Consider the following 23,839-nt stretch of genomic DNA (forward strand, 5'->3'; position numbering starts at 1 on the left):
TGACTGACCTACCGCAATCGGGAGCAAGCCCCCTCCCACATTTGAACTGTGTATGACGTTAAACCCAGATGGCATCCCACAGTGGGTAGTCGCCAATCCGCTCGACCAGACCCGCTCGCAATGGATTAGCCACCACATACCGGGCCATTTTCACCAAGTCATCTTCCTTGCGCAGAGCCTGGTCATGAAAGCTCTCTTGCCAGAGCCGGCCCTTGCGACCACTCACGCCATTGACGGTCCTGGTGCTTTTTGACTTCACCTGGCGCATCAAGTCCGCCAGCGAGCCTTTTTTCAGTTCAAGCAGCCAATGGAAATGGTCCGGCATGATGACCCATGCCAGGGAGTTGGCCAGCCCTTGGTACTGGGCTAACCGAAATTGCCAGACCACCAGGCGAGCGAGATGAAAATTGCTGAATATCGGTATGCGTTCGTGGGTGTTGGTGGTGATGAGGTAGATACGGTTGGGTTCGCTGAATCGACCGATGCGCAGGCGGTGTGAAGCGGGTAAATCTGCCATTCCCTTGCCCTCTCTAGATGTGCTTAGAGAGGCTAGATTGGCGAGCAGGAGGTTGATGGGCAGGCTTTTGGCAGGATGTGTCTGGAAGGACGCTATCGGGGGCAAGCCCCCTCCCACATGGGGGCCGCAGTGCTTATACATTATGTGTCTGACGCAGGATCAGTGTGGGAGGGGGCTTGCCCCCGATGAGGCCAGAACTGACGCTGCCGCAACCTCATTGCACTTGGAAGTATCTTGCTTTGAGGCTGTGGTGTAAGGCATGTCTTACTCCTTCGTACGAATCCTCTTTTGCTCTTCTCCTCGCTCATCATCTTGGCTATCCGGTGTTAGGTTCTGCCGCGCAAAAACCTAATGCAGAGGAAGCATGCAATGGCGAACCCTATACCCCCGCCTGGTGTATCGGTTGACGAAAATATGGCCACCGCTTTTCATAAAAAGAATGTACTGAAAGCCGGTTCAGCGTTTATGTACTCTTGGTTTTATACTCAGGTCCGCAATCGCGGCCCGTGGGACTACAAGCAAATTTCCAAAGAATATGAAGCGTTTGGAAACTTTCACTATGGCGCCGTGGGGATTGCCGCGGGTTTCAGCGAAGAAGTGCTTTTACGTGCAGCGGGACTTGCTCAAACCAGGGCGGGTACGGATAAACCCGAGTTTGGTCGTTGGTGGGGGGATGCGCCTTTCGGTGACGATCCAGTCGACCAATATTGGATCAAGAAAGGAATCAGGTATGCCAGGTTCAGGAACTACTAGAAAGTCGCTTTATTCAACGGTCACAACGATCTTGCTGGCGCTTTGCTTGGTGTATATCGCTGGTGATTGGCTGCTTTCGCCGGGCCGTCCGCAATTGACGGAGGTTGTACTCCGCGTGCCGATCAGTGATGACGCTTCGATCTATGGCGTCAAGGATGATCGCGGAGGGGCCACTGTGCCGTTCAGTTACCGATATTACGTTTACCGCACCTTGGGAACCGATAGTGAAATATTGGCTTTATTGAAAGATGCCAATCCGTTTCTAGTTACGCGTGACGGGGCGGTAAAAGTTGATGTCGAGAGCCGTTCGATTACGGTTTCGGTGTCGGGGGATGTATCCGACTATCACAGCAGTACCCTGTATCGGCATGCCAATGGTAGTGATTACACAGTGGTGAGTGTTTTTCTTAATAGTCGGCCAGAGGGCTGAAATATGCGGTGGATCAGTCAGTGATGATTGACTGAATCACCGCAATCGCGGGGCAAGCCCCCTCCCACATTGGTTCAGCGGCGCTTATACATTATGTGTCTGACGCAGGACCCGTGTGGGAGGGGGCTTGCCCCCGATGGCGGTGGCTCAGCTACGGATAAACTGGCTGTTCCACCGCTATCACTGTGCCTGGGGTGATGTCAGGCGCCAGGTTGCCAGCCGCCGCCGAGTGCGGTCATGAGTCCTACACTGGCCTGCAACTGCCGCGTCTGCACCGCCTGCAATGTCCGCTGCGCCTGCAACGCCGCCGTCTGCGCGGTCACCACATCCAGGTAACTGACCGCCCCCGCCTGATAGCTGTTCATCGCCAATGATTGCGTATGCTGCGCCGCATCCGCTGCCGCCTGTTCATCCTGCGCCTCCTGCTGCAAATCCCGTAGTTGCGCCAGGTTATCTTCCACCTCGCGCACGGCCTTCAGCACCTGGCTACGGTACTGCGCCGACGCCTCTTCAAACTCGGCCTTGGCCTGGCGTTCATTGGCGCTCAAGCGGCCACCGTCGAAGATCGGCAGGTTCACCAACGGTCCCAGCGCCCAATACCGATTGCCCGCCGACAGCAGATTGCCGACGCCCTGTGTCTGTCCGCCAATCAACCCGGTCAAGCTGAAGTCCGGGTACCACGCCGCCTTGGCCACGCCGACATTTGCGTTGGCCGCAAACACCCGGCGCTCTGCCGCTGCAATATCCGGGCGACGTTGCAACAGGTGGCTTGGCAACTGCGACGGAATTCCCGGCAGGGCGATCAGTTGCTGGCCGGGCGGCAAGGTAAAGTCGCTGGCTGCCACACCCACCAACTCGCCGATGGCGTGCTCGGTGAGGTTGCGTTGCCCACGCACTTCATCCAATTGCGCCCTGGCCTGCGCCAGTTGATTTTGCGCACGGGTCAGGTCCAGCTCCGAGGCTATCTGGCCCTCGTAGCGGCTGCGGGTCAATTGCAATGCCTGGCTGAAATCATCCAGCGAGCGAGTGAGAATCCGGCTCTGTGCATCCAGCCCATTGAGCTGCACGTACAAGGTCGCCAACTGACGCTGCAAACTCAGGCGTGCCACCGCCAGGTCATCCCCGGACGCTTGCGCCTGGGCATCGCCGGCCGCGACCTGGTTGCGGATTTTGCCCCACAGGTCCAGGTCATAGCTCAAGGAAAACCCCGCGATGTTGCTGTTGTACACCGACGGTTGCGTATCCCCCCGCAACGGTCGCGAATCCGATTGCCGCTGGCGCAGCGGTTGCGCGCTGGCGGTGATCTGCGGGAACAGGCCTGCGTGCAGTTGGCTGGCATACGCTTGGGAAGCATCAAAGTGCGCCAGCGCCGCCGCCAGGTCCGGGTTGGCCTTGAGCAGCTGCTGTTGCAGGTCATCCAGGCGCGAATCGTTGTAGAGCTTCCACCATTCGGGTGCCAGTTGGTCGGACGGCTGCGCGCTGTGCCAGGGGCCATCGCTGGTCTGTTCGCGGTAGTGGGTCGGCAGGTCGATCGCCGGCACCTTGTAGGTCGGCGCCATCGAGCAACCCTGCAAGAGCAGCAGCGTCAATGCGGCGAGCGGTTTAAGCCTTATGCGCATGCGCACCTCCGGAGGCATCGGCGAGCTGCACGGGATCACCTTCGCGCAGGGCATCGGGCGGGTTGTCGACGATGCGGTCGGCGGGTTTCAAGCCCTGGTCGATCACCAGGCGTTCGCCCAGGTCGAGGCCGATATGGATGGGCTGCAGGTGCACACGGTTCTGCCCGTCCAACACCGCCACCTGGGTGCCCTGGGCGCGGAAGATCAGGGCGCTGGCCGGGATGCTCACGCCATGGGTATCGGCCGGAATCGGCAGGGTGGCCTCGGCATAATCACCGGGCAGCAGCTCGCCGTCGGGGTTGTCGGCGACGAACTGGGCGAGCAGGGTGCCGGAGCGGCGGTCGATGGCGGTGGAGTCACCGATCAGGCGCGCCTTGAAATGCTTGCCGGGGTGCTCGGGCACGGTCAGCTCGGCTTCAAGGCCCGGATGGATGACTGCTGCGTAGTTCTGCGGCACCGGTACGTAGAGGCGCAATTGATGGGTGTCGGCAATGTTGAACAGTTCCGGATCGCTGTCGGTGTCGGCCTTGATCAGCTGGCCGATATCGGTGTTGCGCGCGGTGATGGTGCCGGCGAACGGGGCGCGAAGGGTCTTGTAGCTTTCCAGTGCCGACAGCCGGGCATAGTCGGCAGCGGCGGCCTCGGCGTTGGCCTTGGCGGCAGCGGCATTGGAGGTTTTTTCATCGGCCTCCTGGCGCGATACCGAATGGCTGGCCAGCAGGTTTTGCCAGCGCGTGGCGGTGGTTTCGGCCAGGCGTGCGTTGGCCTGTTCCTGCACCAGGCGTGCATGGGTCTGCGCCAGCTGTTGATCCAGGTCGGGGCTGTCGATTTCCGCGAGGACTTGCCCGGCCTTGACCCGGCTGCCGATATCGACTTTCCAATCCTTCAGGTAACCGCTGACCCGGGCGTGGATCGGCGCCTTGCTCCAGGCTTCCAGGTGCGCCGGCAGGCGCAAGGTATCGCCGGCCACATTCTGCCGGGGCTGGAACACCATCACGTGCGGGATGGCGGCGGTCTCGGTCCAGGCCGTGACCGATTGTTCGTGCAGCGTGCGGGCATGCAGGCCGTTGGCGACCAACAGGGCGGCCAGGGTCAGGCCGCCGACACCCATGAGCATCAGACGCTTGCGCGAGGGTTTGTGATCAGACGACATGTGGGGTTTCTCCTGCAACTGCGCGAGTAGGGTGACGACCGTGGACCAGGCTGAAGACCACGGGAACAAACAACAATGTGGCGAGGGTCGCGAAGATCAAACCGCCGATGACGGCGCGCCCGAGCGGGGCGTTCTGCTCCTCGGAAATTGCCAGGGGCAACATGCCGATGATCATCGCCAGGGCGGTCATGCACACCGGGCGGAAGCGCGTGTAACCGGCCTCCATGGCGGCTTTCAACGCATCACCATGTTCGGCCAGGCGCTCACGGCAGAAGCTCACCACCAGGATCGAGTTGGCCGTGGCCACGCCCATGCACAGGATGGCGCCGGTGAGCGCCGGCACCGACAAGGAGGTGCCGCTGAGGAACAGCATCCACACGATGCCTGCGAGCGCCGCCGGCAACGCGGTGATGATGACGAACGGGTCGGCCCACGACTGGAAGTTGATCACGATCAGCAGGTAGATCAGCACCACCGCACCCAGCAGGCCAAGGCTCAAGCCGCTGAAGGCTTCATGCAGCGCATCGATCTGCCCGTGCAGGCTGATCGTCGCGCCTTTGGGGCGCAGATGCGCGGTGTCATCCAGCACCTTTTGCACGTCGCGGGCTACGCCGCCGAGATCGCGGCCCTGCACGTTGGCGTACAGGTCCAGGGTCGGTTCGATGTTGTAGTGGGTCACCACCGCCGGGCTTTGCACGCGGGAGATAGTTGCTACGCCGCCGAGGATCTGTGACTGCCCATCGGCGCCGGTGACGGGCAGCGCTTCCAGTGACGGCAGGCTGTCGAGTCGGTATTGCGGGGTGGCGGCGACAATGGAATAGGACACGCCGTTGGCCGGGTTGAGCCAGAAGGTCGGCGCGGTCTGCGAACTGCCGGCCAGCGACGCCACCATGCTGTTGGTCACGTCCCGCTCGGTAATGCCCAGGCCGTTGGCGCGCATGCGGTCGACATTCACCTGCAGCGACGGGTAGCCGGTGGACTGCTGGATGCGCAGGTCGGCGATACCGGGCACGTGTTGCAGGCGACGTTCCAACTCGACGGCATAGGCGCGGTTTTCTGCATCGCTGCGCCCGGAGATTTTCACGTCCAGCGGCGCCGGCGCGCCGAAGTTGAGGATCTGGCTGCTGATGTCCGCCGGCAGGAACGCAAAGTGGCTGCCAGGGAAACTCTGCGGCAGCGCTTCACGCAGTTTCTTCACGTAGTCCGCGGTAGGCGCATGGCCCTTTTTCAGGCTGACCTGGATGTCGCCATCCTGCGGGCCGATGGTACCGCTGCTGCTGTAGGCCATGTCGATGCCGCTGAGCGGAATGCCAATGTTATCGACGATGGTGTCCAGCTCTTCGGCGGGGATCACTTCACGGATCCGCGCTTCGATGCGGTCGAAGGCGGCGGCGCTTTCTTCGATACGCGTGCCCAGCGGCAGGCGCACATGCAGGGCCAGCGCGCCGGCATCCGTCGCCGGGAAAAAGTCCTGGCCCAGGCTGGGCAACAGCAGGAATGAGGCGAGCACACAGGCCAGGAAACCGACGATAAAACCCTTGCGATTGCCCAGGGCCAAGGTCAGCAGGCCGTGGTAGGTGTCGCGGATATTCGAGAAGTGACGCTCGAAACCCTGCTGGAAATTCAGCACCGCTTGCAGTGCGGCATTGCGCGGTTTCGGGTGCTGCTCGCCCTCATGGTGGTTGATGAATGCATCTTCGGGATGGTGCCCCACGCCTGGCTCCGGCGTGTGCGGCTTGAGCAGGAACATCGCCAGCGTCGGCACCAGGGTGCGCGAAAGAATGAATGAGCTGGCCATGGCAAAGATCACCGCCAGCGCCATCGGCCGGAACAGATAACCGGCGATGCCTTGCAGCAGGAACATCGGCACGAACACGATGCAGATGCACAGCAGCGAGACGAACGCCGGGCCGACAATTTGCGCGGCGCCGTCGAGGATCGCGGTCTTCACCGGCTTGCCTTGCTCCAGGTGCCAGTTGATGTTTTCGATGGTCACCGTGGCGTCGTCCACCAGGATCCCTACGGCCAACGCCAGCCCGCCGAGGGTCATGACGTTGAGGGTCTGCCCGCTGACCGCCAGCAGCGCAATGGCCGACAGCACCGCCAGGGGAATCGACGCCGCGATAATGATCGTGGAGCGCCAGCTGCCGAGGAACAGCAGGATCATCGCACTGGTCAGCAGCGCGGCGATGATGCCTTCCTGGGCCACGCTGCCCACCGATTGCTTGACGAATACCGAGGCGTCGCCCAGCAGCGAGGTCTTCAGTGACGGCGGCAGGGTTTCGTTGATGCGCGGCAGCATCTGGCGGATACCGTCGATGATCGACAGGGTGGAAATGCTGCCGTTTTTCAACGCCGGCATCAGCACCGCGCGATGGCCGTCGACGCGCACGATGTTGGTCTGCGGCGGCGAACCGTCGCGCACGTGGGCGACCTGGCCGATGGTGATCAGCGCGCCGTCGACGGTCTTGATCGGCAGGTCGTTGAGCTCATCGATGGCCTTGGGGCTGTTGTTGAGCAGGATCGTGTATTCATTGGGGCCGAGTTTGGCGGTGCCCACCGGGATGATCTGGTTCTGCAGCGCCAGGGCATTGCCCACATCCTGGGCCGACAAGCCTTTGGCCGCCAGCGCCTGGGGGTCGAGGTCAAGGGTGATCTGCCGCTGCTTGCCACCCATCGGCGTGGGCATGGCCAGGCCGGGCAGGGCGCTGAGGGGCAGGCGGATATTGTTCTGCACCAGGTCGCGAATTTTGGCTTCCGACAGCGTCGGGCTGGAGAACGCCATTTGCAGGATCGGCACCGTGGAGGCGCTGTAGTTGAGGATCAGCGGTGGCGTGATACCCGGTGGCATCTGCTTGAGCACCGTTTGTGACACGGCGGTCACTTGGGCGTTGGCGGTGCGGATGTCGACGCCGGGCTGGAAGAAAATCTTCACGATGCCCATGCCGGGCAAGGATTGCGATTCGATATGTTCGATGTCGTTGACGGTGGTGCTCAGGGAGCGTTCGTAGGTGTAGATCACCCGGCCGGCCATGGCGTCCGGCGACAGGCCGTTGTACTGCCAGACCACGGCGACCACAGGGATGCCGATATCGGGAAACACGTCGGTGGGGGTTCGCAGGGCCGCCATCGGCCCGATGATGCAGATGAATATGGCCAACACGATAAACGTGTACGGCTTTTGCAGTGCGGTCTTTACCAGCCCGAGCATGCGTGAACCTCCGAGGGAGCAGGATTGCAAACCCCGGCAGTCTTGCCCGACCCACCTAACACGCGCCTTTCAGCCAGGTGAAGGAACATTTAGGTAAGGGCTGAAGATCGTTTCATATGGATTCATTTGTTCTACAGGGCGTGGCTGCCCAAGCTTGCATCCCATCGGACGACTTGTCTTTTTACTGATGTTCTTTGGAGCTCTGCCATGTCACTCAAACCTTTATTGATGATCCCCGCCCTGGGGGCTGTTTTGTTGTTGTCGGCCTGTGCCGGCCCGATTCCCAAGGCGGACCCCAGCGAAGCCTGGATCGGCTTGAAAGAAGAAGCGCCGAACGACCTGATGGCCGAACGTGTGGACGGCAAGCGTGTCGACGACGGGCGCTTTTTCGAGGTGACCCCCGGGGATCATCGCCTGGACGTGACGTTGTTCGAGGAAGAAGCCGGCGACGACAACCAGCAGGACTGCCAGGGTCGGGTCGAGTACAAGGATTTCAAGGCGGGTGAGCATTACACCCTGGTGGAGTCGAGCCTGGGCACCACCGTGCGCGCATCCCTGATGGACGGGCACGGTAAGGAAGTCGCGGCGACTCAGGATTTCAATTGCATGCCTGGCTAGGCGTGGTGCACCGCCGCTCTATGGGGCTTGGCGGGTGCCTCAGGTTTGACGTGGGGGTGATGGTGCCGGCGGGTAATGCGCAACACCCCCCACAACATGGCGCCGGCTACCGCCAGCCAACCGCAGATCAACAGGAAAATCGTTGTTGCAAGGCTCATTTTGGCCTCCTTTCGCCCCGCAGGGGGCACACACAGTCTTCTCAATGGACAGTCTAGCTACCCGGCGGTTGCCTGCTATTGACCAATGGTCGTGTTCGTCCAACTCGTTTGCTCTAACCGCGACGCTTTACTGAGCCTATGGGCTATACCCGCGTGGCAGAGCGTCCTATGATCAGGGCCCTCACCGGCAGTTGATCAAGAGAGTAAAAAATTGCGGTTACGGTCGAACCTTAAAACATCCTTGTTGCTGGCCTGTGCCCTGGGGCTCGCGGCCTGTTCCGGGCAGCCGTCGAAACTTCCGGGCCTGCCGGAACGTGTCGAACTCAATGGTGTGCCGACCTTTCGCAGCGAGGCTTATCAGAGCGGTCCTACGGCATTAGCCAGCATGCTGTCGCAACAAGGCATTGTGATGACACCGGGCTTGTTGGATAAGCCGTTGCATTTGCCGGGCGGTGAAGCGGACCTGGAGCGCAACATGCAGGTGCTGGCCCGTGAGTACGGGCTGATGGTGTACCCGCTGGATGCCAAGCTGACCGCGGTACTGGCGCAGGTGGCGGCGGGTTACCCGGTGATGGCGCGGATTGGCGGCGGCCTGTTGTCTGACGCGCACTACGTGGTGGTGGTGGGTTTCAACCAGCAGAAAAGCACGGTGCTGTTGCGTTCAGGCATGGACCGACGCCTGCTGATGAGCTTCAGCGACTTTGAGTCGAAGTGGAGCAGTGCCGGGCACTGGGCAATCGTCACCCAGCGCCCGAGCCAATTACCGGCCAATGTGGATGCGCAGCGCTGGCGGGATTCGGCGAACGCAACGGCCCAGGCCGGGCAGGAGCGGGCGGCAGCGCAGGCGCTCAAGGTGTTGGCGGAACACAAATAAAATGGGAGGGGCGAGCCCCTCCTAAATGCGTTCTCGGTGTTCCTTAACGGCGGACTTCGGCGGCATTCGCGCGGTTCTTCAGGTTCTTGTCAGCCTTGTAGCGCAGCGCGACGTCCGGCACCGAGCCGCCCTTGCCGGTCTCGACCCAGCTACGGATACGGCTGGCATCGGCAAAGTGGGTGAATTTGCCGAAAGCATCCAGGATCACCAGCGACACGGGACGATTACCCATGCGGGTGACCAGCACCAGGCAATGACCGGCCTGGTTGGTGAAACCGGTCTTGGTCAGCTTGATATCCCAGTTGGCGCGGTTGATCAGGTGGTCGGTATTGGAGAAACCCAGGGTGTAGTTGGGCTTGCGGAACGCTACGGTCTTTTCCTTGGTGGTGCTCAACTGGCTCAGCATCGGAAATTTTTGCGCGTAGGCCAGCAGCTTGCTCAAGTCGCGGGCGGTGGACACGTTGTGGATCGACAGGCCGGTGGGCTCGACATAATGGGTGCTGGTCATGCCCAGGGCCTTGGCCTTGGCGTTCATCGCGGCAATAAAGGCCGCGTAGCCGCCCGGATAGTGGTGCGCCAGGCTAGCGGCGGCGCGGTTTTCCGAGGACATCAGGGCAATCAGCAACATCTCCCTGCGCGGCATCTGGCTGCCGATCTTCACGCGGGAGAACACGCCTTTCATCTCCGGCGTGTCGGTGATGTTGATGTCGATGTACTCGTCCATGTTCTGCTTGGCTTCAAGCACGATCAGGCCCGTCATCAGCTTGCTCACCGAAGCGATAGGCACTACCACGTCGGGGTTGCTGGCGTAGATGACCTTGTTGGTCTGCAGGTCCACCAGCATGGCGCTGCCGGAAGCGATCTGCAGTTTGGACGGATCCCGCGGCGCCAGGGCGGAGTCGGCAGCGTGTGCAAAGGTGCCGGTGAACGCAAAAAACAGGCTGACAATGGAAAGACGAATTTTCACGCGGATGAACTCGCTAAAAAGTAAGAAATACCGTTGGGAAACGGGTTTTGTGATAAATGGCGTTACATTTTAGGAGTATGGACGAGAGACTGTCGAATGTTCTTCTAAAACCGGACGAAAGTGCTTAAAAACTAAGAAAAAACAGGTTTTCTTCCGAGCAATAAAAAGCCCTGCGATAAGGCAGGGCTTTTTCAGTACGGCTGGTTATTAACCGTGCAGGGTTTCTGCGGCGTACAGGGTATTTTCCAGCAGGCAGGCACGGGTCATCGGGCCAACGCCACCCGGCACCGGGGTGATCCAGCCGGCGCGGGGCAGGGCGGTTTCATACACCACGTCGCCGACCAGCTTGCCGTCTTCCTGGCGGTTGATGCCCACGTCGATGACGATGGCGCCTTCCTTGATCCATTCGCCCTTGACCAGGCCCGGCTTGCCGGCGGCCACGACGACCAGGTCGGCACGGCCAACGTGGCCGGCCAGGTCCTTGGTGAAGCGGTGGGTCACGGTGACGGTGCAGCCGGCCAGCAGCAACTCCATGGCCATTGGGCGGCCCACGATGTTGGACGCGCCGACGACGACGGCATCGAGGCCGTACAGGTCGACACCGGTGCTTTCCAGCAGGGTCATGATGCCTTTGGGCGTGCACGGGCGCAGCAGTGGGATACGCTGCGCCAGCCGGCCGACGTTATAAGGATGGAAACCGTCGACGTCTTTGTCAGGGCGGATGCGCTCGAGCAGCTTGGACGCGTCCAGGTGCGCGGGCAATGGCAATTGCAGGAGGATGCCGTCCATCGCCGGGTCGTCGTTGAGGCTGTCGATCAGGTCGGTCAGGGCCTGCTGGGTGGTGTCGGCAGGCAGGTCGTAGGCCTTGGAAAGAAAGCCGACCTCTTCACAGTCTTTACGCTTGTGCGAGACATAAACCTGAGAGGCAGGATCGCTGCCGACCAGGATCACCGCGAGGCCAGGCGTGCGCAAGCCTTGCTGGCTGCGCTCGGTGACTCGTTTGGCGATCTGCTGGCGCAGGCTGGCGGCGATTGATTTGCCGTCGATAAGTTGTGCAGTCATTACGCGTGATTAACCATCGAGAGGGGGAGGAAAAGTGCGCGCATTCTCGCACGCCACGGCGTGAGGGCAAAGGCGCTTGGTCCGCAAATTGGCCTAACCCCTTAAATAAAATGAATTTTTTTCAAAAAAGATTTGACGGGTTTCCAGGCCCTCTATACTATTCGTCGCACTTGTCGGGCACAGCCTAGCACTGGTTAAGAAGGTCGAGCAGAATGGTTGTTCTGCAAGGCTGGAAGCACTTAGTTTGTAATCCTCCAAGAGTACAGATTAATAAGGCGCCCGTAGCTCAGCTGGATAGAGCATCCGCCTTCTAAGCGGATGGTCGCAGGTTCGAGTCCTGCCGGGTGCGCCATTAGGCAGCTTTGGCACAAGTAGCGCTATATGGTGGGCGTAGCTCAGTTGGTAGAGCACGGGATTGTGACTCCCGTTGTCGAGGGTTCGATCCCCTTCGTCCACCCCATATTTTGAAAGGCGCCAGATTAACCGTCTGGCGCCTTTGCTTTAAGAGCTTCAAGCGCGGATGTGGTGGAATTGGTAGACACACTGGATTTAGGTTCCAGCGCCGCGAGGCGTAAGAGTTCGAGTCTCTTCATCCGCACCAAATAAGGCCTTACTCGGTTTACATGCAGGGTGGGGTTAGACAAAGAAGTAGTTTGGTTTCTTTGTTAACGCAATATGGTGGGCGTAGCTCAGTTGGTAGAGCACGGGATTGTGACTCCCGTTGTCGAGGGTTCGATCCCCTTCGTCCACCCCATATTCGAAAGGCGCCAGATTTAACAGTCTGGCGCCTTTTTTGGTTTTGGCGGTTCGGTTTTTCGTGGCTGCGGGTTGTGGGTCGCGATGGCGATGCGTTTCATCGTATTTATGTGTCTCGATGATACTGCATTGTTATCTGCCTTCATTGCGAGGTAGGCCGTCAGGGAGATGGGCGACGATCCCTTCTATATATAGAGGGGCGGCGCAGAGCCCTGGCGTGATTGGCTTTATTTGTCACCGGGGCGGGGCGCGACAGTGCCTTCGTACCGATAAATTGCCGGCTGTTTACGGGCGTATTTCCAGTAGGGTGACTTCTTGAGTTTGACCCACTAGAATGCATGCCCTTGATTGGGGTCGGAAATGGCCGGCTAACGTCTGTGCAACGAGGAATATCCATGCAAGTTTCTGTTGAAAATACTACTGCTCTCGAGCGCCGCATGAGCATCACCGTGCCGGCTGAGCGCATCGAGACTGCGGTCAACAAGCGTCTGCAGCAGACTGCCCAAAAGGCCAAGATCGCTGGTTTCCGTCCAGGCAAAGTGCCAATGAGCGAAATCAAGCGCCGTTTTGGTGCTGATGCACGCAATGAAGCCGTCGGTGACGTGATCCAGGCTTCTTTCTACGAAGCAGTGGTTGAGCAAAAGCTGAACCCGGCTGGTTCGCCTTCGATCGAGCCCAAGTCCCTGGAAGCGGGCAAGGACCTGGAATACGTTGCCGTATTCGAAGTGTTCCCTGAGTTCGAAGTGGCCGGTTTCGACGGTATCGCTATCGAGCGCCTGAGCGCCGAAGTGGCTGATTCGGACCTGGACAACATGCTGGAAATCCTGCGCAAGCAGAACACCCGTTTCGAAGTGGTCGACCGTGCTGCCCAGAACGAAGACCAGCTGAACATCGATTTCGTTGGCAAGGTTGACGGCGAAGCATTCGCTGGCGGCTCCGCCAAGGGCACTCAGCTGGTGCTGGGTTCCAACCGCATGATTCCTGGCTTCGAAGACGGCCTGGTTGGCGCCAAGGCCGGCGAAGAGCGTGTCCTGAACCTGGAATTCCCTGCTGACTACCAGAACCTGGACCTGGCTGGCAAAGCCGCCGAGTTCACCGTGACCGTCAACAGCGTTTCCGAGCCTAAGCTGCCAGAGCTGAACGAAGAGTTCTTCAATCAGTTCGGCATCAAGGAAACAGGTATCGAAGGCTTCCGCACCGAAGTTCGCAAGAACATGGAGCGCGAGCTGCGCCAGGCTATCAAGTCCAAGGTCAAGAACCAGGTCATGGATGGTCTGCTGGCCTCCAACCCGATCGAAGTGCCTAAGGCCCTGCTGTCCAACGAAGTGGATCGCCTGCGCGTACAGGCTGTCCAGCAGTTCGGCGGCAACATCAAGCCAGACCAACTGCCGGCCGAGCTGTTCGAAGAGCAAGCCAAGCGCCGTGTGGTGCTGGGTCTGATCGTGGCTGAAGTGGTCAAGCAGTTCGACCTCAAGCCTGACGAAGATCGCGTCCGCGAAATGATCCAGGAAATGGCTTCGGCCTACCAGGAGCCTGAGCAGGTCGTGGCCTGGTACTACAAGAACGACCAGCAGCTGAACGAAGTACGTTCGGTTGTGCTGGAAGAACAAGTTGTGGATACTGTTCTGCAGAAGGCTAAGGTGACCGATAAAGCGGTCTCTTACGAAGAAGCAGTCAAGCCGGCGGAAGCAGCACAAGCCGACTGATTGTCCAACTCGTTGGAAATTCAACCATAAGCCAGCCTCGCGCTGGCTTATGCGTTTTCAAGACATGACTATTTGGGAGTAACTGCAGAGCATGTTCCGTAATTCCTATATTCAGCAGAACTCTGATATCCAGGCCGCAGGCGGCCTGGTCCCGATGGTTGTCGAGCAGTCCGCTCGTGGCGAACGCGCCTACGACATCTACTCGCGCCTGCTCAAGGAGCGAGTGATCTTTCTGGTGGGCCCGGTAGAGGACTACATGGCCAACCTGATCTGTGCGCAACTGCTGTTCCTTGAAGCGGAAAACCCGGACAAGGACATCCATCTCTACATCAACTCGCCGGGCGGTTCGGTGACAGCGGGCATGTCGATCTACGACACCATGCAGTTCATCAAGCCGAACGTATCGACGACCTGCATTGGCCAGGCCTGCAGCATGGGCGCGTTCCTGCTGACCGCAGGTGCCGAGGGCAAGCGTTACTGCCTGCCGAACTCGCGTGTGATGATTCACCAGCCACTGGGCGGTTTCCAGGGTCAGGCGTCGGACATTGAAATCCACGCCAAGGAAATCCTCTTCATCCGCGAACGCCTCAACACGCTGATGGCCAAGCACAGCGGGCACACCCTGGAAGAAATCGAGCGCGACACCAACCGTGACAACTTCATGAGCGCCGAAGCCGCACGTGAATATGGGTTGATCGACGCAGTGATCGAAAAGCGCCCCGCTTAATATAAGCCGCTCAAAATAGGGCTGGTCGGGTTTTCCGATCATCTGCGGGCTTGAAAAAGCCCGCATAAGCCTTCATCTTGTGTTGCAAGCCTATCGGATTTGGATCGAACGAATGACTGACACCCGCAACGGCGAGGACAACGGCAAGCTGCTCTATTGCTCCTTCTGTGGCAAAAGCCAGCATGAAGTGCGCAAATTGATTGCCGGCCCCTCGGTCTTTATCTGCGACGAGTGCGTCGACCTGTGCAATGACATCATCCGTGAGGAGGTGCAGGAAGCCCAGGCCGAAAGCAGCGCGCATAAATTGCCTTCGCCTAAAGAAATCAGCGGCATCCTTGATCAGTATGTGATTGGTCAAGAGCGTGCAAAGAAGGTTCTGGCCGTAGCGGTATACAACCACTACAAGCGCTTGAACCAGCGTGACAAGAAAGGCGACGAAGTCGAACTCGGCAAGAGCAACATCCTGCTGATCGGTCCTACAGGCTCGGGTAAGACCCTGCTTGCAGAAACCCTCGCTCGCCTGCTGAACGTTCCGTTCACCATCGCCGACGCCACCACCCTCACCGAGGCTGGCTACGTGGGCGAAGATGTCGAGAACATCATTCAGAAACTGCTGCAGAAGTGCGACTACGACGTAGAGAAGGCCCAGATGGGTATTGTCTATATCGACGAAATCGACAAGATCTCGCGCAAGTCCGACAACCCGTCGATCACTCGGGACGTTTCCGGTGAAGGCGTGCAGCAGGCCCTGTTGAAACTGATCGAAGGCACGGTTGCTTCCGTACCGCCACAAGGCGGCCGCAAGCACCCGCAGCAGGAATTCCTTCAGGTTGATACGCGCAACATCCTGTTTATCTGTGGCGGCGCATTCTCCGGCCTGGAGAAGGTTATTCAGCAACGGTCTACCCGTGGCGGCATCGGTTTCAGTGCAGAAGTGCGCAGCAAGGAAGAAGGCAAGAAGGTGGGCGAGTCCCTGCGTGAAGTCGAGCCTGACGATCTGGTCAAGTTCGGTCTGATCCCGGAATTCGTTGGCCGTCTGCCGGTCCTGGCCACGTTGGACGAGTTGGATGAGGCGGCTCTGATTCAGATCCTCACCGAACCGAAAAACGCCCTGACCAAGCAATATGCCAAGCTGTTCGAGATGGAAGGTGTGGACCTCGAGTTCCGTACTGACGCGCTCAAATCGGTGGCCAAGCGGGCACTGGAGCGCAAGACCGGTGCACGTGGCCTGCGTTCGATCCTCGAAGGTGTATTGCTCGACACCATGTACGAAATCCCCTCGCAGTCCGAGGTGAGTAAAGTGGTGATCGACGAAAGCGTTATAGAAGGCAAGTCCAAGCCACTGTATATCTACGAAAACAGTGAGCCGACTGCCAAGGCTGCGCCAGACGCGTAAGCGTTTCGCAGTTTTGGTACAAACGAAGGGGCCTCTAGGGGCTCCTTTGTTTTTCATAAGGATTTTTACTGCGTGTAACTGCCAGCATTGAGCTTGTTTTTTTTACACGCAGCCCCCATCTTGGTTTCAAGCTTATTTTTCAACTGTCATAGAGGCGAAATCATGAAGACAACCATCGAATTGCCTCTCCTGCCGTTGCGTGATGTCGTCGTCTATCCGCACATGGTTATCCCGCTGTTCGTGGGGCGCGAGAAGTCTATCGAAGCCCTCGAGGCCGCGATGACGGGCGACAAGCAAATCCTGCTGTTGGCCCAGAAAAACCCTGCCGATGATGATCCAGGCGAAGATGCCCTGTATCGCGTCGGCACCATTGCCACTGTCCTGCAACTGCTCAAGCTGCCCGATGGCACCGTCAAGGTGCTGGTGGAAGGCGAGCAGCGCGGTGCGGTAGAGCGTTTCATGGAGGTGGACGGCCACCTGCGCGCCGAAGTGGTGCTGATCGACGAAGTCGAGGCCCCTGAGCGCGAGTCCGAAGTGTTTGTGCGCAGCCTGCTCTCGCAGTTCGAGCAGTACGTGCAGTTGGGCAAGAAAGTCCCGGCTGAAGTCCTGTCTTCCCTCAATAGCATCGATGAGCCAAGCCGCCTGGTCGACACCATGGCCGCGCACATGGCGCTGAAGATCGAGCAGAAGCAGGACATCCTCGAAATCATTGACCTGTCGGCCCGTGTCGAACACGTGCTGGCGTTGCTGGATGCCGAGATCGACCTGCTCCAGGTCGAGAAGCGCATCCGGGGTCGTGTCAAAAAACAAATGGAGCGCAGCCAGCGCGAGTACTACCTGAATGAGCAGATGAAGGCCATTCAGAAGGAGCTCGGCGACAGCGAGGAAGGCCACAACGAAATCGAAGAGCTGAAAAAGCGCATCGATGCTGCCGGCCTGCCTAAAGACGCCCTGACCAAAGCCACCGCCGAGTTGAACAAGCTCAAGCAGATGTCGCCGATGTCGGCCGAAGCCACCGTGGTGCGCTCGTACATCGACTGGCTGGTGCAGGTGCCGTGGAAGGCTCAGACCAAGGTACGCCTGGACCTGGCTCGTGCCGAAGACATTCTCGATGCCGACCACTATGGCCTTGAAGAGGTCAAAGAACGCATCCTCGAATACCTCGCCGTGCAGAAGCGCGTGAAGAAGATTCGTGGCCCGGTGCTGTGCCTGGTTGGCCCGCCTGGGGTAGGTAAAACCTCCCTGGCCGAGTCCATCGCCAATGCCACCAACCGTAAATTCGTACGTATGGCCCTCGGTGGCGTGCGCGATGAGGCGGAAATTCGTGGTCATCGCCGGACTTACATCGGTTCGATGCCAGGAAGATTGATTCAAAAAATGACAAAGGTGGGTGTGCGCAACCCGCTGTTCCTGCTCGATGAAATCGACAAAATGGGCAGCGACATGCGCGGCGATCCGGCATCGGCCTTGCTGGAAGTGCTCGACCCTGAGCAGAACCACAATTTCAACGACCATTACCTGGAGGTCGACTACGACCTGTCCGACGTAATGTTCCTGTGCACCTCCAACTCCATGAATATTCCGCCGGCATTGCTGGACCGGATGGAGGTGATTCGTCTGCCGGGTTACACCGAAGACGAGAAGATCAATATCGCCGTCAAATACCTCGCGCCCAAGCAGATTTCGGCCAATGGGCTGAAGAAGGGCGAGATCGAATTCGACGTCGAGTCGATCCGCGACATCGTGCGCTACTACACTCGCGAGGCCGGTGTACGGGGGCTTGAGCGCCAGATCGCGAAGATTTGCCGCAAGGCGGTCAAGGAGCACGCGCTGGAAAAACGCTTCTCGGTGAAGGTCACGGCCGACGCTCTTGAGCACTTCCTGGGTGTGCGTAAATTCCGTTACGGCCTGGCGGAACAGCAGGATCAGGTAGGGCAGGTGACTGGCCTGGCGTGGACCCAGGTGGGCGGCGAATTGCTGACCATCGAAGCTGCGGTGATCCCCGGCAAGGGCCAGTTGATCAAGACCGGCTCCCTCGGTGACGTGATGGTCGAATCCATTACCGCCGCGCAGACCGTGGTGCGCAGCCGCGCCAGGAGCCTGGGGATCCCCCTGGACTTCCACGAGAAGCACGACACCCACATCCACATGCCGGAAGGGGCTACACCGAAGGATGGCCCGAGCGCTGGCGTAGGCATGTGCACGGCCCTGGTTTCGGCATTGACCGGCATACCGGTGCGCGCCGATGTCGCGATGACCGGGGAAATCACCCTGCGTGGCCAGGTATTGGCCATTGGTGGCCTGAAAGAGAAATTGCTGGCTGCACACCGCGGGGGCATCAAGACTGTGATCATTCCTGAAGAGAATGTTCGCGACTTGAAGGAAATTCCTGACAATATCAAGCAGGATCTTCAGATTAAACCGGTTAAATGGATTGACGAGGTCCTGCAAATTGCGCTGCAATACGCGCCGGAGCCCTTGCCGGATGTGGTTCCGGAGATAGTTGCAAAGGACGAAAAACGAGAGTCTGATTCCAAGGAAAGAATTAGCACGCATTAATGTGAATAAGCCTGGGGGCTTCCTTGACAGCTTTTTAGAGCCCTTGTTATAAAGCGGCTCTTAAGTGTCTGTAGGCCATTCAGCACTGGTTTTTGCTGTTTACCAAAAAACTTAGAATCATACTCAATAGATATATAAGGGGACTTAGAGTGAACAAGTCGGAACTGATTGATGCTATCGCTGCATCCGCTGATATCCCGAAAGCTGCTGCCGGCCGTGCGCTGGATGCAGTAATCGAATCCGTCACTGGCGCTCTGAAGGCCGGCGACTCCGTGGTACTGGTAGGCTTCGGTACTTTCTCTGTGACTGACCGCCCAGCTCGCACTGGCCGTAACCCACAGACTGGCAAAGCACTGCAAATCGCTGCTGCCAAGAAACCAGGTTTCAAAGCCGGTAAAGCCCTGAAAGAAGCGGTTAACTAAGCTTCGATCAAGCCTTTGCTACCCGGGTCGGACGCAGGTCTGGCCTGGCAGCGGAGCGAAAGCTGACCCAAGTATCCATCGGGTCGCCAAGCCGGGGGTGTAGATTCAACCCCCCGTCCGCTCCGCCAGTTACGAGAAGGCGCATCCTCGGATGCGCCTTTCTTCTATCCGGACTCTACCCACGCTCCACGGTTGCCAATTTTTGAAGTTCAACCGTTTCTGGGGGACGCATGCTGCAAAATATCAGGGACAATTCACAAGGCTGGATTGCCAAGACCATTATCGGGATCATCGTCGCATTGATGGCGTTCACCGGTATCGAGGCCATTTTCCAGGCTTCGACCAACACCAAGCAGGACGTGGCCAAGGTCAACGGTGAAGAAATCACCCAGACTGAACTGAGCCAGGCCGTCGACATGCAACGTCGCCAGCTGATGCAACAGCTGGGCAAGGATTTCGATGCTTCACTGCTGGACGAAAAACTGCTGCGCGAAGCGGCCCTCAAGGGCCTGATCGATCGCAAGCTGCTGCTGCAAGGCGCCGCCGACTCCAAGTTTGGCTTCTCCGAAGCTGCACTGGACCAGGTGATCCTGCAGACCCCGGAATTCCAGGTGGACGGCAAGTTCAACGCCGAACGCTTTGACCAGGTGATCCGTCAGCTGGGCTACAGCCGTCTGCAGTTCCGTCAGATGCTGACCCAGGAAATGCTGATTGGCCAGGTTCGCGCAGGCATCGCCGGCAGCGGTTTCGTGACCGACGCCGAAGTGCTGGCATTCGCCCGTCTGGAAAAACAGACCCGTGATTTCGCTACCGTCAATATCAAGGCCAACCCTGCGGCGGTGAAACTCACCGACGACGAGGTCAAGGCTTACTATGACCAGCACGCCAAGGAGTTCATGACCCCGGACCAGGTGGTCATCGACTACCTGGAACTGAAGAAGTCTTCCTTCTTCGATCAGGTCAGCGTGAAGGACGATGAACTGCAGGCTGCCTATCAGAAAGAAACCGCCAACCTTGCTGAACAGCGTCGTGCCGCGCACATCCTGATTGAAGTCAACGACAAGGTCACCGACGCGCAAGCCAAGGCCAAGATCGAAGAAATCCAGGCGCGCCTGGCCAAGGGTGAGAAGTTCGAGGCCCTGGCCAAGGAGTTCTCCCAGGATCCAGGTTCGGCCAACAATGGCGGCGATCTGGGCTTTGCCGGCCCTGGCGTCTACGACCCGGACTTCGAAGCAGCCTTGTACGCCTTGAACAAGGACCAGGTATCTGCACCGGTGCGCAGCACCTTCGGTTGGCACTTGATCAAGCTGTTGGGCGTTGAAGCACCGCAAGTGCCGACGTTCGCCAGCCTGAAAGACAAGCTGACCCGCGAGCTCAAGACCCAACAGGTCGAGCAGCGTTTTGTCGAAGCAACCAAGCAATTGGAAGATGCGGCATTCGAAGCCTCCGACCTGGCCCAACCAGCATCGGACCTGAAGCTGACCGTACACACCTCCGCGCCGTTTGGCCGTGAAGGTGGTGACGGTGTTGCGGCCAACCGTGCCGTGGTCACCGCTGCGTTCAGCCCGGAAGTGCTGGATGAAGGTGCCAACAGCAGCGCCATCGAGCTGGACCCGGAAACCATCATCGTGCTGCGTGCCAAAGAGCACCGCAAACCGGCGCAACTGCCGTTGGAAAGCGTTGCTGCGGCGATTCGCACACAGATGGCCAAGGAGCGCGCCAGCGCGGCTGCCAAGACTCACGCTGACGAGCTGATCGCTAGCCTGCGTGATGGCAAGACCCCGCTGAACCAGCCGGTCGACGGCCAGGCCTGGAAAGTCACTGAAGCGGCTACCCGTAGCCAGGAAGCGATTGACCCGGCCGTGCTGCAAGCCCTGTTCCGCATGCCCAAGCCTGCGGCCAAGGACAAGCCGACCTTCACCACCGTGACCCTGGCTGATGGCAGCCTGGTGATCGTGCGCTTGAACGGCGTCAACGAAGCGGCTGCCCCAACGGACGAAGAAAAGGCGCAATACCGCCGCTTCCTCGCTTCCCGTGTCGGCCAGCAGGACTTCGCGGCGTACCGCAAGCAGTTGGAAACCAAGGCTGATATCAAGAAGTACTGATGTCGCTTTGAACAAGAAGCCCCCGGCCTGAAAAGACCGGGGGCTTTTTTATGTGCGCTAGACTGGGTACTCGGTATCGTCGACCCAGGAGTTCCAAGCGTGTTGATTCAAGGAATGGATGGCTTGCTGATCCGCCGCGCCAGCGTGGCGGATGTTCCTGCTGTGCTGCAGGTGTTCGACGAGGTGATCGCCTGGTTCGTTGGCAGGGGCAATACCCATCAGTGGGGCACCGAGCCCTGGTCGGCGTCGCCCCGGCGGGTCGCGCAAGTGGCTGAAGCCTGCGCGTTGCCCGGGGCCTGGGTTGTCGAGGACCCCGAGGGGCATCTCCGAGGAGCGCTGGTGTTGGGCGATCCCATGCCATATGTACCGTCGGCGACTGAGCCCGAGGTGTATGTGCGCCTGTTGATTGCCGCGCGTGACCCGAGTGTTCGCGGCCTTGGCCGGCGCATGATGGCCTTTGCCGATGACCAGGCCCGCGCAGCAGGAGTCACGGGCTTGCGTGTGGACTGCTACGGCGGCGGGACAGGGGATCTGGTGCGTTTTTATGAGTCCTGTGGTTACCAGCGCATTTCAACGTTCGACTTGGCGGGGTGGCCGGGCCAACTGCTGGGGCGCCGTCTGTGATGCACCGGCCCAGGCCAGCAGCATCAGAAGCACAACCGCCCAAGGAAAGGCCGTGGCGCCCCAACCTTGAAGCAATACACCACCCGCCAGGCCGCCACCGGCTATCCCCAGGTTCCACACGGTCACCAGCATGGATTGTGCGGCATCCGCCGACTTGCCCGCCGATTGGGCCAGTGCGGTTTGCAGCAATGCCGGCAAACCGCCGAACGCCAGGCCCCATAACGCCACGGCGATATAGATGACTGCCGGCACATTGATCCACAACGCCAGCGCCAGGGCGATCAGGCCAAACAGCGCACAGCTGGTCAGCAGCAAAGCGCGCAGCCACCGGTCAATCAATACACCTGCTAGCCAGATGCTCAGCACCGCCGAGAGGCCGAACACCAGCAGCACTCGGTCAACGTCTGCCTCAACCCCGGCGGGCACCAGCAACGGGGCGATGTAGGTGTACAGAATGTTATGGGCCAGCACGTAGGTAAACGTCACCCATAGCACCGGACGAACGCCCGGCAGGTTCAGCACCTCGCGCAGCCCCAGGCGTTTATCCGCCCGTTCGCCGGCAAAGTCCGGCAGTTGCCAGCGTGCCCAGGCGAGCAGTACCAGGGTCAGCCCGGTCATGATCGCAAAGCTCAAGCGCCAGCCAACGGCGGTGCCGAGGAAGGTACCCGCGGGTACACCCAGCGACAGTGCCAGCGGTGCACCCAGCATCGCCACGGCAATGGCGCGACCTTGCAGGTGTGGCGCCACCATTCGGCTCGCATACCCCGCCAGCAGCGCCCACAGCAACCCGGCGAAGACCCCGGCAAAAAAGCGTGCCACCAGGGTCAGCCCGTAATGGCTGGACAGCGCGGTTACGCTGTTGACCAAGGCAAACCCGCCAATGGCCAGCAGCAGCAAGGGCCGCCTGCGCCAGCCGCGGGTCAGCAGCGTCAGCGGGATGGCTGCCAGCAGGGAGCCAAGGGCGTAGAGGGTAACCAATTGGCCGACCAGGGCGGGTGACACGCCCAGGCCTTCGCCCATCTGCGGCAGAAGCCCGGCGGGCATGGCTTCGGTGAGGATGGTGATAAAGCCGGCGCTGGCCAGGGCCAGTAGACCGCCCAGGGGTAAGGAGTCCCGCTGGGCTGATGCGGTGAGTGGAGGGCAGCTGCTCATGACGTTTTATCCAGGTAAAAGGGCAAGCAGGCAGAGTAGGGGGCTGCGACTGGCGGAAAAACAGGCTAAGGTTCCGAACTTATCGGACGCCGGTGTCCGTAATTGCTGGAGGCAGATCATGGACAGCTTGGGCAGCCTGTCGGTATTTGTGCAGGTGGCGCAGACGCTCAGCTTCACCGCCGCCGGCCGCGTGCTGGGGGTGTCGTCGTCGGCCGTGGGCAAAAGCATTGCGCGGATGGAAGAGCGCCTGGGCGTGCGGCTGTTTCACCGCAGCACGCGCAGTATCACCTTGACCAGTGAAGGTGCGCTGTTCCTTGAGCGCTCGCGGCGGATTCTCGCTGAGGTGGAAGCGGCCGAGCAGGAACTGACGGACGCCGCTGCAACGCCACGGGGCAAGTTGCGCATCAGTGTGCCGCAGGTGCGCGGCTTGTTGATGCCGGTGCTCAGTGACTTTATGCGCGCCTACCCGGAGATCGAGCTGGACGTGGATTTTTCCGACCGCATGGTGGACGTGATCGAGGAAGGTTTCGATGCAGTGATTCGCACCGGCAAGCCGGAAGATTCACGCTTGATGGCCCGCCACCTGGGCCACTACCAGTTGGTACTCGTCGCCACACCGGGCTACTTCGCCCAACACGGCACGCCGCAGCAACCACAGGACCTCAATGGTCACGCCTGCCTGCGCCACAAGTTCTGCGCCACGGGCAAGCTCGAGCCCTGGCCGTTGCGCCTTGCCCCGGGGGCTGCGGAACCGCTGTTGCGTACGCCGTTGGTCAGCACCACCATCGAGTCCCTCAAGCATGTGGTGCTCGAGGGGTTGGGCATTGCCTGCCTGCCGGACTACATGGTCAACCAGGCCGTTGACGAAGGGCGCTTGCAACGGGTGCTGGATGAATACCTGGAGCATCGGGGCAATTTCTGGATATTGTGGCCCGGTCGCCATACCTCGGCCAAGCTCCGTGTGTTTATTGACCATATGTGCGCCGGGCTTTTCCCAGCAGGCCCCGGTGCGTAACCCTGTGACGTTTTA

At 59.7% G+C, this 23,839-nt stretch carries 20 protein-coding genes and 4 tRNA genes; 16 read left to right on the forward strand and 8 right to left on the reverse strand.

Going from position 1 to position 23,839, the window contains the following annotated elements:
- Positions 1-58: 58 nt before the first annotated feature.
- Positions 59-517, reverse strand: coding sequence for an REP-associated tyrosine transposase (locus B9N88_RS22590; RefSeq protein WP_027606233.1), 459 nt, complete (start codon positions 515-517; stop codon positions 59-61).
- Positions 518-886: 369 nt separating this feature from the next.
- Between B9N88_RS22590 and B9N88_RS22595 the strand changes: the two genes are divergently transcribed.
- Both B9N88_RS22595 and B9N88_RS22600 read left to right on the forward strand, forming a co-directional pair.
- Positions 887-1,270: a polymorphic toxin type 44 domain-containing protein gene (locus B9N88_RS22595; RefSeq protein WP_027606234.1), complete on the forward strand. Its 384-nt coding sequence runs from the start codon at positions 887-889 to the stop codon at positions 1,268-1,270.
- On the forward strand, positions 1,248-1,700 hold the full coding sequence (locus tag B9N88_RS22600) for a hypothetical protein (RefSeq protein WP_081744437.1): 453 nt from the start codon (positions 1,248-1,250) through the stop codon (positions 1,698-1,700). The genes B9N88_RS22595 and B9N88_RS22600 overlap by 23 nt, the downstream gene beginning before the upstream one ends.
- Before the next feature lie 200 nt (positions 1,701-1,900).
- On the opposite strand, the gene B9N88_RS22605 is transcribed toward B9N88_RS22600, so the two are convergent.
- From B9N88_RS22605 to B9N88_RS22615, 3 genes are read right to left on the reverse strand one after another with little or no spacing between them, the layout of a single operon-like run.
- Positions 1,901-3,319 (reverse strand): efflux transporter outer membrane subunit, encoded by a 1,419-nt coding sequence (locus B9N88_RS22605; RefSeq protein ID WP_027606235.1) that lies wholly within the window; start codon positions 3,317-3,319, stop codon positions 1,901-1,903.
- Complete coding sequence (locus B9N88_RS22610; protein ID WP_027606236.1) at positions 3,303-4,472, reverse strand: efflux RND transporter periplasmic adaptor subunit; 1,170 nt, start codon at positions 4,470-4,472, stop codon at positions 3,303-3,305. Before B9N88_RS22610 ends, B9N88_RS22605 begins: the two co-directional genes overlap by 17 nt.
- Positions 4,462-7,683: an efflux RND transporter permease subunit gene (locus tag B9N88_RS22615; protein WP_027606237.1), complete on the reverse strand. Its 3,222-nt coding sequence runs from the start codon at positions 7,681-7,683 to the stop codon at positions 4,462-4,464. Before B9N88_RS22615 ends, B9N88_RS22610 begins: the two co-directional genes overlap by 11 nt.
- A 207-nt stretch (positions 7,684-7,890) precedes the next feature.
- On the opposite strand from B9N88_RS22615, the gene B9N88_RS22620 reads away from it, so the two are divergent.
- A complete protein-coding gene (locus B9N88_RS22620) occupies positions 7,891-8,301 on the forward strand; it encodes a PA0061/PA0062 family lipoprotein (protein ID WP_027606238.1) in 411 nt (136 codons plus the stop codon).
- Here B9N88_RS22620 and B9N88_RS32685 read toward each other — a convergent pair.
- Complete coding sequence (locus B9N88_RS32685; RefSeq protein ID WP_166655314.1) at positions 8,298-8,459, reverse strand: hypothetical protein; 162 nt, start codon at positions 8,457-8,459, stop codon at positions 8,298-8,300. The genes B9N88_RS22620 and B9N88_RS32685 overlap by 4 nt on opposite strands.
- A gap of 211 nt (positions 8,460-8,670) precedes the next feature.
- On the opposite strand from B9N88_RS32685, the gene B9N88_RS22625 reads away from it, so the two are divergent.
- On the forward strand, positions 8,671-9,333 hold the full coding sequence (locus B9N88_RS22625) for a C39 family peptidase (protein ID WP_027606239.1): 663 nt from the start codon (positions 8,671-8,673) through the stop codon (positions 9,331-9,333).
- A 43-nt stretch (positions 9,334-9,376) separates the two neighbouring features.
- On the opposite strand, the gene pbpG is transcribed toward B9N88_RS22625, so the two are convergent.
- Positions 9,377-10,300 carry a D-alanyl-D-alanine endopeptidase gene (gene pbpG, locus B9N88_RS22630; protein ID WP_027606240.1) on the reverse strand — a complete coding sequence of 308 codons (924 nt, stop codon included), beginning with the start codon at positions 10,298-10,300 and terminating at the stop codon, positions 9,377-9,379.
- Between the two features lie 207 nt (positions 10,301-10,507).
- A complete protein-coding gene (gene folD, locus B9N88_RS22635) occupies positions 10,508-11,362 on the reverse strand; it encodes a bifunctional methylenetetrahydrofolate dehydrogenase/methenyltetrahydrofolate cyclohydrolase FolD (protein ID WP_027606241.1) in 855 nt (284 codons plus the stop codon).
- A gap of 275 nt (positions 11,363-11,637) precedes the next feature.
- Here folD and B9N88_RS22640 point away from each other — a divergent pair.
- The 11 genes from B9N88_RS22640 to B9N88_RS22690 all read left to right on the forward strand — a co-directional run bounded on the left by B9N88_RS22640 (position 11,638) and on the right by B9N88_RS22690 (position 21,657).
- Positions 11,638-11,714, forward strand: a tRNA-Arg gene (locus B9N88_RS22640).
- A gap of 32 nt (positions 11,715-11,746) precedes the next feature.
- A tRNA-His gene (locus B9N88_RS22645) sits at positions 11,747-11,822 on the forward strand.
- Positions 11,823-11,878: 56 nt separating this feature from the next.
- Positions 11,879-11,963: transfer RNA gene (locus B9N88_RS22650), tRNA-Leu, on the forward strand.
- 77 nt (positions 11,964-12,040) lie between these two features.
- Positions 12,041-12,116, forward strand: a tRNA-His gene (locus B9N88_RS22655).
- 397 nt (positions 12,117-12,513) lie between these two features.
- Positions 12,514-13,824 (forward strand): trigger factor, encoded by a 1,311-nt coding sequence (gene tig, locus B9N88_RS22660; RefSeq protein ID WP_027606242.1) that lies wholly within the window; start codon positions 12,514-12,516, stop codon positions 13,822-13,824.
- 91 nt (positions 13,825-13,915) lie between these two features.
- The gene (gene clpP / locus B9N88_RS22665) at positions 13,916-14,551 is read left to right on the forward strand and encodes an ATP-dependent Clp endopeptidase proteolytic subunit ClpP (protein ID WP_003174822.1); all 636 of its coding nucleotides are present in this window, start codon (positions 13,916-13,918) and stop codon (positions 14,549-14,551) included.
- A 112-nt stretch (positions 14,552-14,663) separates the two neighbouring features.
- Positions 14,664-15,947: an ATP-dependent Clp protease ATP-binding subunit ClpX gene (gene clpX / locus B9N88_RS22670; RefSeq protein WP_003238279.1), complete on the forward strand. Its 1,284-nt coding sequence runs from the start codon at positions 14,664-14,666 to the stop codon at positions 15,945-15,947.
- A 162-nt stretch (positions 15,948-16,109) separates the two neighbouring features.
- A complete protein-coding gene (gene lon, locus B9N88_RS22675) occupies positions 16,110-18,506 on the forward strand; it encodes an endopeptidase La (protein WP_027606243.1) in 2,397 nt (798 codons plus the stop codon).
- 149 nt (positions 18,507-18,655) lie between these two features.
- The gene (locus B9N88_RS22680) at positions 18,656-18,928 is read left to right on the forward strand and encodes an HU family DNA-binding protein (RefSeq protein ID WP_003174819.1); all 273 of its coding nucleotides are present in this window, start codon (positions 18,656-18,658) and stop codon (positions 18,926-18,928) included.
- 230 nt (positions 18,929-19,158) lie between these two features.
- Positions 19,159-21,033: a SurA N-terminal domain-containing protein gene (locus tag B9N88_RS22685; protein WP_027606244.1), complete on the forward strand. Its 1,875-nt coding sequence runs from the start codon at positions 19,159-19,161 to the stop codon at positions 21,031-21,033.
- A 99-nt stretch (positions 21,034-21,132) separates the two neighbouring features.
- Positions 21,133-21,657, forward strand: coding sequence for a GNAT family N-acetyltransferase (locus tag B9N88_RS22690; protein ID WP_092354596.1), 525 nt, complete (start codon positions 21,133-21,135; stop codon positions 21,655-21,657).
- Here the strand turns inward: B9N88_RS22690 and B9N88_RS22695 are convergent.
- Complete coding sequence (locus tag B9N88_RS22695) at positions 21,604-22,809, reverse strand: MFS transporter (protein WP_027606246.1); 1,206 nt, start codon at positions 22,807-22,809, stop codon at positions 21,604-21,606. The genes B9N88_RS22690 and B9N88_RS22695 overlap by 54 nt on opposite strands.
- 118 nt (positions 22,810-22,927) lie before the next feature.
- On the opposite strand from B9N88_RS22695, the gene B9N88_RS22700 reads away from it, so the two are divergent.
- Complete coding sequence (locus B9N88_RS22700) at positions 22,928-23,824, forward strand: LysR family transcriptional regulator (RefSeq protein ID WP_027606247.1); 897 nt, start codon at positions 22,928-22,930, stop codon at positions 23,822-23,824.
- The last annotated feature ends 15 nt before the right edge of the window (positions 23,825-23,839 follow it).

Source organism: Pseudomonas sp. LAMO17WK12:I1, assembly GCF_900177315.1.
Classification (GTDB): domain Bacteria; phylum Pseudomonadota; class Gammaproteobacteria; order Pseudomonadales; family Pseudomonadaceae; genus Aquipseudomonas; species Aquipseudomonas marginalis.